Source organism: Salinicola sp. MIT1003 (assembly GCF_001858555.1).
GTDB classification, from domain to species: Bacteria; Pseudomonadota; Gammaproteobacteria; order Pseudomonadales; family Halomonadaceae; genus Salinicola; species Salinicola salarius.
Window position 1 is genome coordinate 148,271 of sequence record NZ_MCAP01000022.1, and the last position, 16,084, is coordinate 164,354.

16 protein-coding genes are annotated in these 16,084 nt (G+C 63.1%); 11 read left to right on the plus strand and 5 right to left on the minus strand.

Translation table 11 applies throughout. The annotated features are described in order from the left end of the window. Positions 1 to 36: 36 nt before the first annotated feature. The 5 genes from argB to coaBC form a co-directional block, all read right to left on the minus strand. Positions 37 to 939: an acetylglutamate kinase gene (gene argB, locus BC443_RS10510; protein WP_071231783.1), complete on the minus strand. Its 903-nt coding sequence runs from the start codon at positions 937 to 939 to the stop codon at positions 37 to 39. 139 nt (positions 940 to 1,078) lie between these two features. After that, entirely contained in the window at positions 1,079 to 2,491 is a 1,413-nt protein-coding gene (locus BC443_RS10515; protein WP_071231784.1) for a phosphomannomutase/phosphoglucomutase, read from the minus strand. 36 nt (positions 2,492 to 2,527) lie between these two features. After that, the gene (locus BC443_RS10520; protein ID WP_071231785.1) at positions 2,528 to 3,079 is read right to left on the minus strand and encodes a YaeQ family protein; all 552 of its coding nucleotides are present in this window, start codon (positions 3,077 to 3,079) and stop codon (positions 2,528 to 2,530) included. A gap of 81 nt (positions 3,080 to 3,160) precedes the next feature. Beyond that, positions 3,161 to 3,661, minus strand: coding sequence for a dUTP diphosphatase (dut, locus tag BC443_RS10525; RefSeq protein WP_071231786.1), 501 nt, complete (start codon positions 3,659 to 3,661; stop codon positions 3,161 to 3,163). A gap of 91 nt (positions 3,662 to 3,752) precedes the next feature. After that, positions 3,753 to 5,012, minus strand: coding sequence for a bifunctional phosphopantothenoylcysteine decarboxylase/phosphopantothenate--cysteine ligase CoaBC (gene coaBC / locus BC443_RS10530; protein ID WP_071231787.1), 1,260 nt, complete (start codon positions 5,010 to 5,012; stop codon positions 3,753 to 3,755). A 362-nt stretch (positions 5,013 to 5,374) separates the two neighbouring features. Here coaBC and radC point away from each other — a divergent pair, with 362 nt between their 5' ends. The 11 genes from radC (at position 5,375) to BC443_RS10585 (ending at position 15,815) form a co-directional block, all read left to right on the plus strand. Beyond that, positions 5,375 to 6,049 (plus strand): DNA repair protein RadC, encoded by a 675-nt coding sequence (gene radC / locus BC443_RS10535; RefSeq protein ID WP_071231788.1) that lies wholly within the window; start codon positions 5,375 to 5,377, stop codon positions 6,047 to 6,049. Positions 6,050 to 6,464: 415 nt separating this feature from the next. Then, positions 6,465 to 6,701 (plus strand): 50S ribosomal protein L28, encoded by a 237-nt coding sequence (gene rpmB / locus BC443_RS10540; protein ID WP_071231789.1) that lies wholly within the window; start codon positions 6,465 to 6,467, stop codon positions 6,699 to 6,701. Between the two features lie 11 nt (positions 6,702 to 6,712). After that, entirely contained in the window at positions 6,713 to 6,868 is a 156-nt protein-coding gene (gene rpmG / locus BC443_RS10545) for a 50S ribosomal protein L33 (RefSeq protein ID WP_031384643.1), read from the plus strand. A gap of 110 nt (positions 6,869 to 6,978) precedes the next feature. Further along, positions 6,979 to 7,794: a bifunctional DNA-formamidopyrimidine glycosylase/DNA-(apurinic or apyrimidinic site) lyase gene (mutM, locus tag BC443_RS10550; protein ID WP_071231790.1), complete on the plus strand. Its 816-nt coding sequence runs from the start codon at positions 6,979 to 6,981 to the stop codon at positions 7,792 to 7,794. 176 nt (positions 7,795 to 7,970) lie between these two features. Next, complete coding sequence (locus BC443_RS10555) at positions 7,971 to 9,173, plus strand: class I SAM-dependent rRNA methyltransferase (protein ID WP_210766275.1); 1,203 nt, start codon at positions 7,971 to 7,973, stop codon at positions 9,171 to 9,173. A gap of 27 nt (positions 9,174 to 9,200) precedes the next feature. Then, positions 9,201 to 9,536: a DUF2007 domain-containing protein gene (locus BC443_RS10560; protein ID WP_071231791.1), complete on the plus strand. Its 336-nt coding sequence runs from the start codon at positions 9,201 to 9,203 to the stop codon at positions 9,534 to 9,536. A gap of 117 nt (positions 9,537 to 9,653) precedes the next feature. After that, positions 9,654 to 10,088, plus strand: coding sequence for a thioesterase family protein (locus BC443_RS10565; RefSeq protein ID WP_071231792.1), 435 nt, complete (start codon positions 9,654 to 9,656; stop codon positions 10,086 to 10,088). Positions 10,089 to 10,249: 161 nt separating this feature from the next. Continuing rightward, positions 10,250 to 11,368: an alanine dehydrogenase gene (gene ald, locus BC443_RS10570; RefSeq protein WP_071231917.1), complete on the plus strand. Its 1,119-nt coding sequence runs from the start codon at positions 10,250 to 10,252 to the stop codon at positions 11,366 to 11,368. Between the two features lie 95 nt (positions 11,369 to 11,463). Further along, positions 11,464 to 12,477 carry a tryptophan--tRNA ligase gene (locus BC443_RS10575; protein WP_071231793.1) on the plus strand — a complete coding sequence of 338 codons (1,014 nt, stop codon included), beginning with the start codon at positions 11,464 to 11,466 and terminating at the stop codon, positions 12,475 to 12,477. Positions 12,478 to 12,638: 161 nt separating this feature from the next. Further along, positions 12,639 to 13,853 carry a YeeE/YedE family protein gene (locus tag BC443_RS10580; RefSeq protein ID WP_071231794.1) on the plus strand — a complete coding sequence of 405 codons (1,215 nt, stop codon included), beginning with the start codon at positions 12,639 to 12,641 and terminating at the stop codon, positions 13,851 to 13,853. Between the two features lie 279 nt (positions 13,854 to 14,132). Next, complete coding sequence (locus BC443_RS10585) at positions 14,133 to 15,815, plus strand: NAD-dependent malic enzyme (RefSeq protein WP_071231795.1); 1,683 nt, start codon at positions 14,133 to 14,135, stop codon at positions 15,813 to 15,815. Positions 15,816 to 16,084: the final 269 nt, after the last annotated feature.

Here is a 16,084-nt window from a genome sequence, read left to right on the forward strand (position 1 = left end):
CCAGGCCCGCAGTGATTGAAATCAGAGTAGCGCGAATCAGTCACGATGGTCGGTGATCTGGGTGCCGACCCCGGCATCGGTAAAGATCTCCAGCAGCGTGGAGTGCACCACGCGGCCATCGACGATGACGGCGCTGCCGACACCGCCCTTGACGGCGTCCAGCGCGCAGCGAATCTTCGGCAGCATGCCGCCGTAGATCGTGCCGTCGGCGATCAGGGCATCGACCTGTTCGGTGGAGAGTCCGGTCATCACCTTGCCTTCGGCATCCTGCAGGCCGGCGACGTTGGTCAACAGCATCAGCTTCTCGGCCTTCAGCGCTTCGGCGACCTTGCCTGCCACCAGATCGGCATTGATGTTGTAGCTGTTTCCTTCACGATCGACGCCGATCGGCGCGATGACGGGGATGAAGTCGCGTTCGGCCAGCATCTCGATCAGGTCGGTGGAGATGTGCTCCACTTCGCCGACGTGACCGATATCGATGATCTCGGACGCCGTCATCTCCGGCGTGCGATGCTCCACCTTGAGCTGACGAGCCAGAATCTGCGCATTGTCCTTGCCGGTCAGGCCGATCGCCTTGCCGCCGCACTGGTTGATCTGGGTCACGATGTTCTTGTTGACCAGCCCGCCCAGCACCATTTCCACCACGTCCATGGTTTCCGCATCGGTGACGCGCATGCCGTTGACGAAGCGAGACTCGATGTCGAGCCGTGCCAGTAGCTGACCGATCTGCGGGCCGCCGCCGTGGACCACGACCGGGTTGATGCCGACTTCCTTCATCAGCACCATGTCGCGAGCGAAGGAGTCGATCAGCTTGTCTTCGGTCATGGCGTTGCCGCCATACTTGACCACGACGGTCTTGCCGGAATAGCGCTGAATGTAAGGCAGCGCCTCGGACAGGATCTCGACCACCTGGCGTGGGTCGCGTGGGCTTTCGTTCATGAGGCGTCATGTCTCCACTATCTGCGCGCCGCTGATGGCGCTTTCCCGCCGAGGCGATGGCCCGTGCACGGGACGGTCTTGTCTGCTGCGTTATCGATGACACGTGCCGCCAGCGACACGAGGGTGTCGTGACGCAGGGTTAAAACGGCAGTTCCACTTCCGGCGCCACCGCACGCAGCGCGGCACCGAACCGTTGCTGGATGCGTGTCAATGCCGCCTGATCCTTGCCCTCGAAGCGCAGCACCAGCATCGGCGTGGTGTTGGAGGCGCGGCACAGGCCCCAGCCATCGGGATAGTCGACCCGGATGCCGTCCAGTGTCGTCTTGATGCCATCCTGACCGAAGTCGCCGCTCTCGGCCAGCCGCTCGACGATTGCGAACTTCTCTTCGTCGGTGACTGCCGCGTTCAGTTCCGGCGTGCTGACATCCTGCGGGAACGTGCTGAAATAGCGATCGGCGTCGACCGGCTGGCGCGACAGAATCTCCAGCAGCCGGGCGGCCGAGTAGAGCCCGTCGTCGAAGCCGTACCAGCGCTCGGCGAAGAAGATATGGCCACTCATCTCGCCGCCCAGCTGTGCCCCGGTTTCCTTCATCCGCGCCTTGATCAGCGAGTGACCGGTGCGCCACATCTCGGGCTCGCCGCCGGCCCGTTCGATGATCTGGGCCAGATTGCCGGTGCACTTGATGTCGAAGATGATTCGGGCGCCAGGATCGCGCTCGAGCAGGTCGGTGGCGAACGCCATCAGCAGCCGGTCCGGGTAGATCATCTCCCCCGAGGGCGTGACCACGCCCAGGCGATCGCCGTCGCCGTCGAAGGCCAGCCCGATATCGGCGCCGGTCTCCTTGACCTTGGCGATCAGGTCGACCAGGTTCTCCGGCTTGCCGGGATCGGGATGATGGTTAGGGAAGTCCCCGTCGATCTCGGCAAACAGAGGAATGGTCTCCGCCCCTAGCGCCTCGATCAGCCTGGGTCCCAGTTCGCCGGCGACGCCGTTACCGCAATCCACCACCACCTTGAGCGGGCGCTCGCGCTGGCTCTGGTCGAGGGTCACGTCACCCAGAATGCGCTGAAGATAGGCTTCGCCGACATCGATCTGAGTCAGCGTACCGTCGCCTTCGCTGAGGTCGCCGCTGCGGATGCGCTCGAGCAGCCCGGTAATCGCGTCTCCGGAGATCGCGACGCCGTCCAGCACGATCTTGAAACCGTTGTAGTCCGGCGGATTGTGGCTGCCGGTCACCATCACGCCGCTGCGGCTTTCATCGAGCGTGGCGGTGGCGAAGTAGAGCACCGGCGTCGGTACGCGGCCGATATCGACCACGTCGCGACCGGACGCGCGCAGGCCGCGGATCAGCGCTGCCTGCAGGCGGGGGCCGGAATGGCGGCCGTCACGGGCGACGATCACGCACTGCTGGCCGCGGGCGGCGGCTTCGCTGCCCACTGCGCGGCCGATCCATTCCACCGTTTCCTCGGTCAGTGTGTCGTCGACGACGCCGCGAATATCGTAGGCCCGAAAGATCGAGGCGGGTACGTTGGCACCGGATTGGTCGTTCATCGGCAAGTCCTTGTCATTGATCACATCCGGTCGGCGTCACGCCCACCGTTCGAATTCGAGTTCCACCGACGCCTGACCGTCGGTGATCAGCCACTGGCCTTCCATCAGCGTGGCGCCCAGGCTCAGGTTGCGGTCGACGAGGGCGGTCAGCGCCGCCAGCGGCTCCGCCGGCAGATTCCAGACCTCGATCCGCGGTTGTGCCCGGATATCGCTTTCCAGCTTTTTCCACCACTGTGCCGCACTGCGTGGTGCGTAGGGATAGATCAGCACGCGTTCGGCTCGGGAGAGCCCCTGCTTGATGCGCTTCAGCGACGGTTCACCCAATTCTATCCACGAAAGGATGCGGCCGTCCGGCGCCTTGAGCCACAGATCCGGCTCGTCGTCAGTACTCAGTCCGCGAGTCATGGCGAGATCGTTGTCGCCGCTGGTGGCGTGCGCATTGGCGATGAACGCCAGCAGCCGCACCATCAGGCGCGTCGCCGTCTCGGAAGGGTGGCAGGCCACGGTCAACGCGTGATCGCCATAGTAGTGACGATCGAGATCGCTGACGTTGAGTTTCGCTTTATAGATGGTTGCGCTTAGCGCCACGCGACATTTCCTTACAGAGAGCTCGATTGACCGAGACCAGCGAGCGTTCGGTGATTATTGCCGGCGCGTTGTTTCGCCGCTTCACTTTCGACCAGAGTGGCCAAAACCGCCGCCCGCCCGTTCGGTGGCGATGAAATCCTCGACGATCTCGAGCTCGGCCTGGACCACCGGCACCAGCACGTACTGTGCCAGTCGTTCGCCGGGTTCGAGCACGAAGGTGTTCTGGCCACGGTTCCACACCGAGATCATCAACTCGCCCTGATAATCGGAATCGATCAGCCCGACCAGGTTGCCCAGCACGATGCCGTGCTTGTGGCCGAGGCCGGAACGAGGCAACACCACGCCGGCCAGCCCCGGATCGCCGATGTGGATGGCCAGGCCGGTGCGCACCAGCGCGCTGTCGCCCGGGGCGAGGGTGAGCGCTTCGTCGAGCAGCGCGCGCAGGTCCATGCCGGCACTGCCGGTGGTGGCGTAGTGCGGCAGCGGATAGTCGTGCACGCGCTCGTCGAGAACCTTGACCGAAAGCTTCGGCCTGGCAGTCGCTGTCGAAGAGGGTGCCGCGGACGGAGTGCTGGATGGCATGAAAAGTGACTTCCTGAAAGAGCATGAAATGAAAGGCCAGAGAGCGGCCTAGCTTACCATTGCTCGAGCGCGAACCGGATGCCGACGCCCGTTAGGGCAGTCGGGAGGCGATATGGTCGATGATCGCGCCTGCCAGCGCGGCCTTGGACTGAACCGGCAGCGAATGGCGCTGCGTCTGGTCATGCGCCTTCCAGAGTAGCGTGACGGCGTTGTCGTCACTGCCGAAACCGATGCCCTCTCGGGAGACGTCGTTGGCGACGATCAGATCCAGTCGCTTGCGTTCGAGCTTGCTGCCGGCGTGGGTTTCCAGCGTCTGCGTCTCGGCGGCGAAGCCGACCGTGAACGGGCGGTCCTCGCGGGCGGCGACCGTGGCGACGATATCCGGGTTGCGCACCAGTTCGAGGGTCAGGCCGCTGTCGTCGTTGGCTTTCTTCAACTTGTGTTCGCTGATGGACGCAGCGCGATAGTCGGCCACGGCGGCACAGCCGATGAACAGGTCGCAAGGCATCCGGGACTCGACGGCGGCCAGCATCTCCGTGGCCGAGGTCACGTCGATCCGCTCGACACCGGGAGGCGTCGTGAGCGTCACCGAGCCACTGACCAGGCTGACGCTGGCGCCGCGCTCGGCGCAGACCGCGGCCAGCGCGTAGCCCATCTTGCCGGAGCTGTGGTTGGAGAGATAGCGCACCGGATCCAGCGCCTCGCGAGTGGGGCCGGCGGTGATCACCACCCGCCTGCCGGCCAGATCCCGCTGCAGAGGCATCACCTCGGGCGACTCGCCGCGGGCCGGTTCGAGCTCGCTCAGCAACTGGGCGAGAATGGCTTCCGGCTCCAGCATGCGACCCAGGCCGACATCGCCGCAGGCCTGATCGCCGGCATCCGGACCCAGCAGCGTCCAGCCCAGCTCGCCAAGTCGATCGGCATTGGCCAGCGTCGCCGGGTGGCGCCACATCGCCTGGTTCATGGCGGGCGCCATCAGGCAGCGGGCTTCGGTGGCGAGGCACAGTGTCGTCAGCAGGTCGTCGGCGTGACCGTGGGCCAGGCGCGCCATCAGGTCGGCGGTGGCCGGCGCGATCAGGATGATGTCCGCCCATTTCGCCAGCTCGATGTGGCCCATGCCGGCCTCCGCTTCCGGATCCAGCAGCGAGGTCCGCACCGGCTCACCGGTGAGCGCCTGCAGGGTCAACGGCGTGATGAAGGCCTGGGCGCCTTCGGTCATCACCACGCGCACCTCCGCGCCCGTCTTCTTCAACAGACGGGCGAGATGTGCGCTCTTGTAGGCGGCGATACCGGCGCTGATGCCGAGCAGAATGCGGGTTCCGGCCAGTCCCGGCCCGAGTGGTGAAACCATGGTCGACGTCCTGAAAAAGCAGGCATCCACCTTACCACCGGCGCCGGGGATTGCGTAGCTCACGACTCCTCGGTGTGGACGGTACTCAGCGGCAACAGACGCTGGACGGCGAGCTCCACCCCGCGCAGCTCGGCCAGCCCCTTGAGCCGGCCGATCAACGGGTAGCCCGGGGTTCTGCGTCAAACGGTCTACTCGTGTGGCATCAAGTTGCCGGAAATTGACGATTCGACTTTGGGAGTAGAGCGTCATCGCCGATGAAAGGTAGAACGTCATCGCCAATGAAAATCGGTCAGGTTTTGACGGGACCGGCCGATGACCTGATCAGAGGTTCGATAATTCACGGCGAATGGACGGGAAGGGGTATGGCAATACGCGACTGGCCGGAAGGGGAGCGGCCACGGGAGAAACTTCTAACGCTAGGGTCCGCAGCACTTTCCGATGCCGAGCTGCTGGCAATCTTCCTGCGGGTCGGCGTCAAGGGGCGCTCGGCGGTGGATCTGGCACGTGACCTGTTGAGCAGCTTCGGCGGGCTGCGTCAGCTGCTGGAAGCGGATCGCCAGCGATTCTGTGCCGAGCATGGCCTGGGCGAGGCGACTTTCGTGCAGCTTCAGGCGACGCTGGAGCTGTCGCGTCGTCATCTCGGCAGCCTGCTCGAGCGCGATGCGGCGTTGACTTCCCCGACGCTGGTGCGTCGATTCCTGAGTGCCCAGCTGCGCCATCTCGATCACGAGGCGTTCGCGGCCCTGTTTCTGGACACGCAGCATCGCGTGATCCGCTTCGAGATCCTGTCCGAAGGCACGCTGGACAGCGCCTCCGTCTATCCGCGTGAAGTCGCCCGGCGCGCGCTGGCGCACAATGCCGGTGCCGTCATCTTTGCGCATAACCATCCTTCCGGCGTGGCCGAGCCGAGCGATGCCGATCGTCGGATCACCGAACGCCTGCGCGAGGCGCTGGGGCTGTTCGATATCCGGGTGCTGGATCATTTCGTGATCGGCGACGGCGAGGTAATTTCGTTCGCCGAACGAGGCTGGTTATGAACAAGCGACGGACGCGCTGGATTGGCGGAACGGGCAGTGAATGGACTGTGGTAAATGGACAGTGTTTTGAGATTCGAATGGGAACGCGTGTCGGATTCGGGTAACATACCGCGCCATGTTCTGGGGTGACGCCCTTCGATGGCCTGTCGGAAACGATCGGCCAACGCTTCGCTGGCACGGTAGTAGTTGTCGTCGATTGTTGCGAAGAACGGAGGCGTCTGGTATAAAGTACGCCCTTTGAATCGGGGCACCTTTGAGTCGGCGCATTGATCCAGTGAATCAAGGCGTTGGACCATGGCAGTCGAGCGAATGATACCCGCCATTTCCATGATGGAATCGAGATGGATGGGTTCTTCCCGAACTGCGTGTCCGAGATAAACCGAACAACCCAACCCGCCAGTGGTCGGAGGCTTCCATGTCCCAAGTTTGTCAGGTTACCGGTAAGCGTCCGGTGACTGGTAATAACGTCTCGCACTCACAGCGCAAGACACGTCGTCGTTTCGTCCCGAACCTGCATACGCATCGTTTCTGGGTCGAGTCCGAGAAGCGTTTCGTCAAGCTGCGCCTGTCCTCCAAGGGTATGCGCATCATTGACAAGAAGGGCATCGAAGCGGTGCTCAGCGACATTCGCAAGCGCGGCGTTAGCCTTTAAGGAGTCGAGAGATGCGTGACAAGATCAAGTTGGTGTCCAGCGCCGGTACCGGCCACTTCTACACCACGGCAAAGAACAAGCGTAACACTCCGGACAAGCTCGAATTCAAGAAGTACGATCCGGTCGTTCGCAAGCACGTCATGTACAAGGAAGCCAAGATCAAGTGATCTAGCTTTCTGATAGTGCTGAAATGCCAGCGCTGAAATGACAGTACGGAAAACCCGGTCCTCGACCGGGTTTTCTCGTTTGTGATGGATGAATCGCGAGAGTCCGACGTATGCCCGAGCTTCCCGAAGTCGAAACGACCCGCCGCGGTATCGCGCCTCACGTCGAAGGCCAAGAGATCGTCGAGGTCATCGTGCGTCAGCGCCGTATGCGCGTGCCGGTGCCTGACGACCTGGAATCGACGCTGATCGGCGCAAGGTTCGGTGAGCTCTCCCGTCGCGCCAAGTATCTGCTGCTGCCGCTGGGCGAGCGTACCTTGCTGTGGCATCTGGGGATGTCCGGCAGTCTGCGCATTGCCCGCGTCGGCGATACACCCAAGAAGCACGACCATGTCGACATCGTCTTCGAGGGCGGCCATATCCTGCGCTATCACGATCCCCGGCGCTTCGGGTTCGTCGATTGGCTGAAGGGGGATGCCGCGACGGATACCCGGCTTTCCCGCCTGGGGCCGGAGCCGCTGTCGCCGGGTTTCGATGGTCAGCGACTCTACCGGCTGTCTCGCGGCCGCCGTGCGGCGATGAAGACCTTCATCATGGACAATGCCGTGGTCGTGGGGGTGGGCAATATCTATGCCACGGAGGCGCTGTTCATGGCCGGCATCGATCCGCGTCGCGCGGCGGGTCGTGTCTCGCTCGAGCGTTTCGAGCGCCTCGCCGAAGCGATCAAGACGGTGCTGGCGGCAGCGATTACCCAGGGCGGCACCACGCTGCGGGACTTCGTCAGCGGCACCGGCGAGCCGGGGTACTTTGCCCAGCGGCTCAACGTCTACGGCCGTGCCGGCGAGCCCTGCCGTCACTGCGGTCTGGAGCTGCGCCATATGGTACTCGGCCAGCGCGCCACGGTTTACTGCACCCTTTGCCAGACCTGAATGTTCTGCCCGATCGGGCTCGAGATCCGACCGGGGCGGCGTGCGATTTGCCCCGACGGATCAATGGATGGCTGCATGCGGGTTAGAATGCGCCGAGATTGCTGTTCGGCGACGCTCGTTCGAAATGTTTCTTCAATACGCTTTTTCTGATTTCCCTTGCCGATGGAGCCCTGCACATGGAGTCAACCGTGACCCAGACACTGCGCCTCAAGAAAAACGCCGATCGACGTCTGAAGGCGGGCCATCTGTGGCTCTATTCCAACGAGATCGATATCCAGGCGACGCCGCTCAAGGAGCTCGAGCCAGGCGCTCAGGTGACCATCGAGGCCGCCAATGGCAAGGCGCTGGGTGTCGCCTACGTCAATCCGCATTCGCTGATCTGTGCCCGCGTCGTCTCCCGCGATGCCGATGTCCGACTGGACCGTTCGCTGCTGGTGCACCGCTTCAACCAGGCGCTGGCGCTGCGCGATCGCCTGTTCGCCAAGCCGTTCTACCGGCTGATCCATGGCGAGGGCGATCTGTTGCCGGGGCTGATCGTCGATCGGTTCGATGACGTGCTCGTGGTTCAGCTCAATACGCTCGGCATGGAAACGGTACGCGACGAGGTGATCGCGGCGCTGGACAAGGTGCTGTCGCCCCGCGCCATCGTGTTCAAGAACGATTCCAGCGGGCGCCGGCTGGAGCAGCTCGAGTCCGAAGTCGCGGTGGTCCACGGCGAACTGCCCGACGAGGTGCTGCTGGAAGAGAATGGCGTGCGCTTCGTCGCCCCGGTGCTGGATGGCCAGAAGACTGGCTGGTTCTACGATCACCGCGCCAATCGCGCCTGGCTCAACGGCCTGGTTGCCGGCAAGCGGGTGCTGGATCTGTTCAGCTATATCGGCGGCTGGGGCGTGCAGGCCGCGGCGCATGGCGCCAGCGAGGTACTGTGCGTGGACGCTTCCGAGGTCGCGCTGGATCGGGTTGCCGAGAACGCCGCGCTCAACGGATTGCACGAGCAGGTGGCGGTCGGCCACGGCGATGTGTTCGAAGCCATGACCGCGCTGCGTGCCGAGGGCGAGAAGTTCGATGTGATCGTGCTCGATCCGCCGGCCTTCATCAAGAAGCGCAAGGATCTGGCCAATGGCGAACGCGCCTACGCGCGTCTCAATCGCGAAGCGATGCGGCTGCTGGGTCGTGACGGGCTGCTGATGTCGGCGTCCTGCTCCATGCATCTGTACGAGGAGCGCCTGGTAGAGTGCGTGCGTGGCGCGGTGCGTCATCAGGATCGCCACGGCCAGATCATCTACCGGGGCGGCCAGGCGGGCGATCACCCGATCCATCCGTCGATTCCCGAGACGGCTTACCTGAAAGCCCTCGGCGTGCGGGTCTTCCGCAATTGAGGATCGCAATGGAGCGATACCGCTGACATGTCTGCCGACCGGATCCGCGTATTCCGTCATCCCAATGTCTTGTTGGTCAGTCATGTTCGTAACGTGATCGAGAGCGCCGGTATCTCCGCCACGTTGCGCAACATGACCCTGGCTGGCGGGGCGGGCGAGCTGCCGCCCGATCAGTGCGAGGCGGAAGTCTGGGTGGCTGCCGAGGCCGAAGCGCAGGCGAGCCGATGGGTCAGGGAAGCGCTCGACGGACCGGCCGTGGTCGCGCCGCCGTGGCATTGCCCCGGCTGCGGTGAGCGGCTGGAAGGAGTCTTCGATCGCTGCTGGCAGTGTGGCCGGGCTCGCCCGGCCGACGATCCGGTATGACGTTCAGGGAGCGAGACGCTGATTCGGGGAAGCGAGACGTTTCAGGGTCACCCCCGGTTGGCCAAAAGCGTCTCGCCAGGCATGGTCGAAATATCCGCTGACAATTCGGAGGTCCATATGACATGGGATCTGCCCGGCCCGTTCGTGATCGACATCCAGGTCGAGGCATCGAGCATCGATCACTACGGGCACGTCAACAACGCCGAATACCTGCGCTGGATCGAGCGCGCCAGCTGGACCCACTCCCGCCATCTCGGGCTGAGTCTCGACGACTATCGAGCGCTCGATCGCGGCATGGTCGTCCATCGTCATGAACTGGATTATCTGGCGCCTGCCTTCGAAGGCGACTCGCTCCAGCTCGCCACCTGGATCATCGCCTGCGACGGCCGCTTGACGCTGATGCGGCGGTTTCAGCTGTGCCATGTCACCAGTGCGCGGACGTTGCTCCGGGCGCAGACGCGTTTCGCCTGCATCGAACTCTCCAGCGGGCGGCCCAAGCGAATGCCGCCGCGATTCGTCGAGGTCTACGGCGGGGCTGTGGCGCGGGAGTAGAAAATATTTCTGCCTATCGATGCCAATCCAGATTTTCTTTCAAAAAGAGTTCGTCATTCAGGTCTTGTTCGTCTTTTTTCTGCCCCTATCCCGCCTTTATTGCTGTTGTGCTGTAATTCGCTCGATCCCTTCAATGACAACCAGCGATCGAGGAGATGGCCATGCACATCGGCATTCCCAAGGAAATCAAGAACCATGAATACCGCGTCGCCCTAACACCGGGCGGCGCGCGTGAACTGGTGGCGCGAGGCCACCGTGTTTCGGTACAGGCGGAAGCGGGCAGTGGCTGCGGCTATCCGGATGAGGCCTACCGGGAAGCCGGCGCCGAGGTGTTGGCCGATGTCGAGGCGCTGTGGGCTTCCGCCGATCTTGTCCTCAAGGTCAAGGAGCCCCAGGCGGAAGAGGTCGCCCGGCTGCGCCCGGAGCAGACGCTGTTTACCTATCTTCATCTGGCGGCCGAGGAGAAGCTGACTCGCGGTCTGATCGACAGTGGCGCGACCTGCATCGCCTACGAGACCATTACCGACGGCCTTGGCGGCTTGCCGCTGCTGGCGCCGATGAGTCGCGTGGCCGGCCGCATGGCCGTACAGGCGGGCGCGCACAGCCTGGAGAAAGCCCAGGGCGGTGCCGGTATCCTGCTGCCGGGCGTGCCGGGTGTAGCGCCGGCCAAGGTAACGGTGATCGGTGGCGGCGTGGTCGGCGAGAACGCAGCGCGGATGGCGCTGGGGCTTGGCGCCGAGGTGACGATTCTCGACAAGTCTCTGCCGCGTCTGGAAGTGCTTGACCACCGTTATCAGGGCCAGATCCGTACCGTCTATTCGACCACCGAGACGCTGGAAGCGGCCGTACGCGAGTCGGACATGATCATCGGCGCGGTGCTGGTGCCCGGTGCCGCCGCGCCCAAGCTGATCACCCGCGCGATGCTCGCCGACATGAAGCCGGGAAGCGTGCTGGTGGACGTGGCAATCGATCAGGGCGGCTGCTTCGAGACCAGTAAGCCGACCACCCATGCCGAGCCCAGCTACGTGGTCGATGGCATCGTCCACTACTGTGTCGCCAACATGCCCGGTGCGGTCGCACGAACGTCGACCCAGGCGCTGACCAATGCGACGCTGCCGTTCGTGATCGCACTGGCCGACAAGGGCTGGAAGCAGGCGCTCACCGACGACGCCCATTTCCGGGGCGGGCTCAATGTCCATGCAGGCCAGGTGACCTATGCCGCCGTGGGCGAGGCTTTCGGGCTCGAGGTGGTTTTGCCGGAGCAGGTCCTGAAAGGCTGAGAACCGACTCCCATCGGGTCGGGGTGTTCGCTATGGGAAGAGTGGCAAGGTAAACTGCCCGCACTGTCACTTTCCCCTAGCGATTCGAAGAGTTCATGAGCAAGCGACGCGTTCTTACCGGTATCACCACCACGGGTACGCCGCATCTGGGCAATTATGTCGGCGCGATCAAGCCGGCCATCGCCGAGAGCCAGAATCCCGATGTCCAGTCCTACTACTTTCTTGCCGACCTGCATGCGCTGATCAAGGCGCAGGATCCGCAGCGAGTACAGCAGTCGCGGCTCGAGATCGCGGCCACGTGGCTCGCGCTGGGGCTGGATACCGACAACGCGATCTTCTATCGGCAGTCCGATATCCACGAGATCCCCGAGCTGACCTGGCTGCTCTCCTGCGTCTGCGCCAAGGGACTGATGAACCGGGCGCACGCCTACAAGGCAGCGGTGGCCGACAACGAGGCCGATGGCCAGAGCGATGCCGATCGCGGTATCACCATGGGGCTGTTCGGCTATCCGGTGCTGATGGCCGCCGATATCCTGATGTTCAATGCCCACAAGGTGCCGGTGGGGCGCGACCAGATCCAGCATATCGAGATGGCCCGCGACATGGCGGGGCGCTTCAACCATATCTACAAGGGCGACTATTTCACGCTGCCCGAGGCGATCGTCGACGAGAAGGTCGAAGTGCTGCGTGGTCTCGACGGCCGCAAGATGTCGAAGAGTTACGACAACACCATTCCGCTGTTCGTCAGCGAGAAGAAGCTGCTCAAGCTGGTGCGCAAGATCAAGACCAACTCGCTGGAGCCGGGCGAGCCCAAGGACCCGGATACCTGCACGCTGTTCCAGATCTACTCTGCCTTCGCGACGGAAGAAGAGAGCCTGGACATGCGTCGACGCTATGCGGAAGGCATCGGTTGGGGCGACGCCAAGAACGAGGTCTTCGAGTACTTGAATGCCCATCTGCGCGAACCGCGGGAGCGTTACGAGGCGTTGATGAACGACCCCGCTCACATCGAGCAGGTGTTGATAAAAGGGGCCGAGCGAGCCCGCGCCGAGGCCAATGCGCTGATGGAAAAGCTGCGCATCGCGGTAGGGCTGGGGCGCTTCCAGTAAGCGCCTTTCGCGACCGACAGGCCGGCCTTCGGGCCGGCTTTTTTTGGATCTCTCTATATAGCCATAGTATCTAAGAAAAGCACTTTTTGTCGTTTTCGTATTCCCGACTAAAAGACTAAAGTATTGCCCATTCGATTTTAGTCTAAAAAGGGGCTTCGCTTATGACGACGCTGACACGTACGGCGCCTCCGGGGATTGGACGGCTATCGCCCAAGGCCTGGATCGCGGCGGCACTGCTCGCGGTGGGTTCACTGGCCGTTGGCCTGGCATTCGGTGGTAATCAGGGCTGGCTGATGCTGGTCGGCGGTGCGCTGGGGATCGTGCTCTATCACGCCTCGTTCGGTTTCACTTCCGCCTGGCGCGTGTTCATCACCGAACGCCGCGGACGCGGCCTGCGGGCACAGATGGTGATGCTGGCGCTGGCCGTGGTGCTGTTCTTTCCGGCGCTGGGCGCCGGCACGCTGTTCGGTCATCCGGTGCAGGGCTTCGTCTCGCCGATTGGCGTGTCCGTGATCGTCGGTGCCTTTCTGTTCGGAATCGGCATGCAACTGGGCGGAGGCTGTGCCTCCGGGACGCTGTTCACCGTGGGTGGCGGCAACGCGCGCATGGTCGTCACGCTGCTTTTCTTCATCGTCGGTTCGGTGATCGGTACGGCGCATTTTGCCTGGTGGCAGAGCCTGCCGGCCTTCCAGCCGACCTCGATGATCGATCTCTTCGGTACGGGCGGCGGTATCGCAGCCAGCCTGGTGCTGTTCGCGGCTATCGCGGTATTAACCATTGCCATGGAAAAGCGGCGTCACGGCCAGTTGGAACAGGCACCTTCGGTCTCCGCCGGGCCCGGCCGCTGGCTGACCGGGCCGTGGCCGATCCTGGCAGGGGCAATCGGCCTGGCACTGCTCAACTTCCTGACGTTGTCATTGGCCGGCCGGCCCTGGGGAATCACCTCGGCGTTCGCGCTGTGGGGCGCCAAGGTGTTTCAGGCCGTTGGCGGCGACGTCACCGGCTGGGGATACTGGCAGAAGCCGGGCAATGCCCAGGCATTGAGTGGCAGTGTCTTCAGCGACATCACCACGGTAATGAATATCGGCATCATTCTGGGCGCCGGACTGGCGGCGACACTGGCGGGCCGGTTCGCCCCGAATTTCCGCATTCCGTTGCGTTCCGTGGCGGCGGCAGTGATCGGAGGCCTGTTTCTCGGCTACGGTGCTCGCCTGGCGTTCGGTTGCAATATCGGCGCCTACTTCAGCGGCATTGCGTCCGGCAGCCTGCATGGCTGGTTGTGGCTGGTGGCAGCCTTCGCCGGCAACATGTTTGGCGTCAAGCTGCGTCCGCTGTTCTTTCCCGGCCCGGCCAAACCCGTCGCGGCCAGCTGTTGACAACTCATGAATGCCATGACGAAAGCCCCGCCAGCGCGGGGTTTTTTCATTGTCGGATAGTCTTTTGGTCAGGGGTTTCATGGCGGACATGCCATCGGCGGCGGCAGATGGCATACTGGTCGATCCTTGGCCAGCCATGAGCTGGCTCGGCGTTCATACGGTTGCGTGGCAGCCGTGTGGGCGATAACGACAATGCGCCATCGGGCCTGCACCAACGACCGGTGAGCTCGCCCGTCCGACAGGCGCGTTTCATTCGTTGGTTACCGCGAGAGTCGATTCATGTCCGATCACGCCAAGCGCCCGCTTTACATTCCTTACGCTGGACCTTCGCTGCTGGAAACGCCGCTGCTCAACAAGGGTAGTGCCTTCACCAACGAAGAACGTATCGAGTTCAATCTGGTGGGGCTGTTGCCGCAGAACGTCGAGAGCATCGAAGAGCAGCTCGAGCGCGCCTACCACCAGTACACGCTGTGTCAGAACAACCTCGACAAGCATATCTACCTGCGAGCGATTCAGGACGACAACGAGACGCTGTTCTTCCGCCTGCTAGAAGAGCATCTCGAAGAGATGCTGCCGATCATCTACACCCCGACGGTGGGGGAGGCGTGCGAAGAGTTTTCCAACATCTATCGCAACCATCGCGGCCTGTTCATCTCCTATCCCGATCGTCACCGCATGGACGACATCCTGCGTAGCGCGACCAAGGACAAGGTGCGGGTAATCGTCGTGACCGACGGCGAGCGCATCCTTGGCCTGGGCGACCAGGGTATCGGCGGCATGGGCATTCCGATCGGCAAGCTGTCGCTCTACACCGCCTGTGGCGGCATCAGCCCGGCCTACACGCTGCCGATCACGCTGGATGTGGGGACCAACAATCAGAAGCTGCTCGATGACCCGATGTACATGGGGTGGCGCCACCAGCGTGTATCGCCGGACGAGTATGCGGAGTTCATCACGCTGTTCATGGAAGCGCTCAAGCGTCGCTGGCCGAACGTTCTGCTGCAGTTCGAGGACTTCGCCCTGACCAATGCCATGCCGTTGCTGGAGCGTTATCGTGACGAGCTGTGCTGCTTCAACGACGATATCCAGGGTACGGCCTCGGTCTGCGTGGCGACGTTGCTGGCCTCGTGCAAAGCCAAGAATGCCAGACTCAGCGAGCAGACGATCACCTTTGCCGGCGCGGGCTCCGCCGGTTGCGGGATCGCCGAGCAAATCGTGGTGGCGATGACCCGCGAAGGGCTCTCGGAAGCCGAAGCGCGCAAGCGGATCTTCATGGTCGACAAGGACGGCCTGCTGACCAGTGACATGGAAGGGCTTCACAGCTTCCAGCAGCGTCTGGCACACGATCCCGCCGAGTTGAGCTTCGATGGCGATGCGCGTCAGTTGATCGACGTGATTCGCAACGTCAAGCCGACGATCCTGATCGGCGTCTCTGGTCAGCGCGGGCTGTTCACCGAGGAGGTGATCAAGACCCTCAACGCCAACTGCGAGAATCCGCTGGTCATGCCGCTCTCCAATCCGACCTCCAAGGTCGAAGCGGTGCCGCAGGACGTGCTGGAATGGACCAACGGCCAGGCGATGGTGGCGACGGGCAGCCCGTTCCCGCCTGTCGAGATCAATGGGCGCACGATTCCCATCGCCCAGTGCAACAACTCCTATATCTTCCCGGGTATCGGCCTCGGCGTGATTGCGGCCAATGCGACACGCGTCACCGACAACATGCTGATGGCGGCCTCCAATGCGCTCGCCGACAGCGCGCCGATCGTCAAGACCGGTGAAGGCGCACTGCTGCCGGCGCTGGGCGATATCCGCGAGATCAGCCAGGCGATCGCCTTCGCCGTCGGCAAGCAGGCCCAGAAGGATGGCGTCGCGCTCTCTTCCAGCGACGAAGTCCTGTGGGACGCGATTCATGGTCACTTCTGGTATCCGCGTTACCGTCAGTATCGCCGTCGCTCGATCTGATAGTAGCGCCCTTCAGAAGTCGGGCCGCTGACGATTGCACCCCGAAAGTCGGACACTCAGTCCGACCTTCGGGGTGTTTTTTTAAGGAGCGGGCACGACGAGCAGCGCAGTGCAGGTGGTAGGCAGCGTGAGCGAAGTCAGCACCTGCCTCCCCGAGGCATGCTGAATTATTTTGAAGTGGGGCTTATTTTTCTAGTACTGATGCCGATAGGAGTAACTCAAGCATGCGATTGGCGCTTGCGTGCATGCATGCATGGTGAGACGAGGCG

Coding starts and splice junctions, on each gene's coding strand:
- argB (WP_071231783.1), bottom strand. CDS start 939: ATGAACGAAAGCCCACGCGACCCACGCCAGGTGGTCGAGATCCTGTCC.
- BC443_RS10515 (WP_071231784.1), bottom strand. CDS start 2,491: ATGAACGACCAATCCGGTGCCAACGTACCCGCCTCGATCTTTCGGGCC.
- dut (WP_071231786.1), bottom strand. CDS start 3,661: ATGCCATCCAGCACTCCGTCCGCGGCACCCTCTTCGACAGCGACTGCC.
- coaBC (WP_071231787.1), bottom strand. CDS start 5,012: ATGGTTTCACCACTCGGGCCGGGACTGGCCGGAACCCGCATTCTGCTC.
- radC (WP_071231788.1), top strand. CDS start 5,375: ATGGCAATACGCGACTGGCCGGAAGGGGAGCGGCCACGGGAGAAACTT.
- rpmB (WP_071231789.1), top strand. CDS start 6,465: ATGTCCCAAGTTTGTCAGGTTACCGGTAAGCGTCCGGTGACTGGTAAT.
- rpmG (WP_031384643.1), top strand. CDS start 6,713: ATGCGTGACAAGATCAAGTTGGTGTCCAGCGCCGGTACCGGCCACTTC.
- mutM (WP_071231790.1), top strand. CDS start 6,979: ATGCCCGAGCTTCCCGAAGTCGAAACGACCCGCCGCGGTATCGCGCCT.
- BC443_RS10555 (WP_210766275.1), top strand. CDS start 7,971: ATGGAGTCAACCGTGACCCAGACACTGCGCCTCAAGAAAAACGCCGAT.
- BC443_RS10560 (WP_071231791.1), top strand. CDS start 9,201: ATGTCTGCCGACCGGATCCGCGTATTCCGTCATCCCAATGTCTTGTTG.
- BC443_RS10565 (WP_071231792.1), top strand. CDS start 9,654: ATGACATGGGATCTGCCCGGCCCGTTCGTGATCGACATCCAGGTCGAG.
- ald (WP_071231917.1), top strand. CDS start 10,250: ATGCACATCGGCATTCCCAAGGAAATCAAGAACCATGAATACCGCGTC.
- BC443_RS10575 (WP_071231793.1), top strand. CDS start 11,464: ATGAGCAAGCGACGCGTTCTTACCGGTATCACCACCACGGGTACGCCG.
- BC443_RS10580 (WP_071231794.1), top strand. CDS start 12,639: ATGACGACGCTGACACGTACGGCGCCTCCGGGGATTGGACGGCTATCG.
- BC443_RS10585 (WP_071231795.1), top strand. CDS start 14,133: ATGTCCGATCACGCCAAGCGCCCGCTTTACATTCCTTACGCTGGACCT.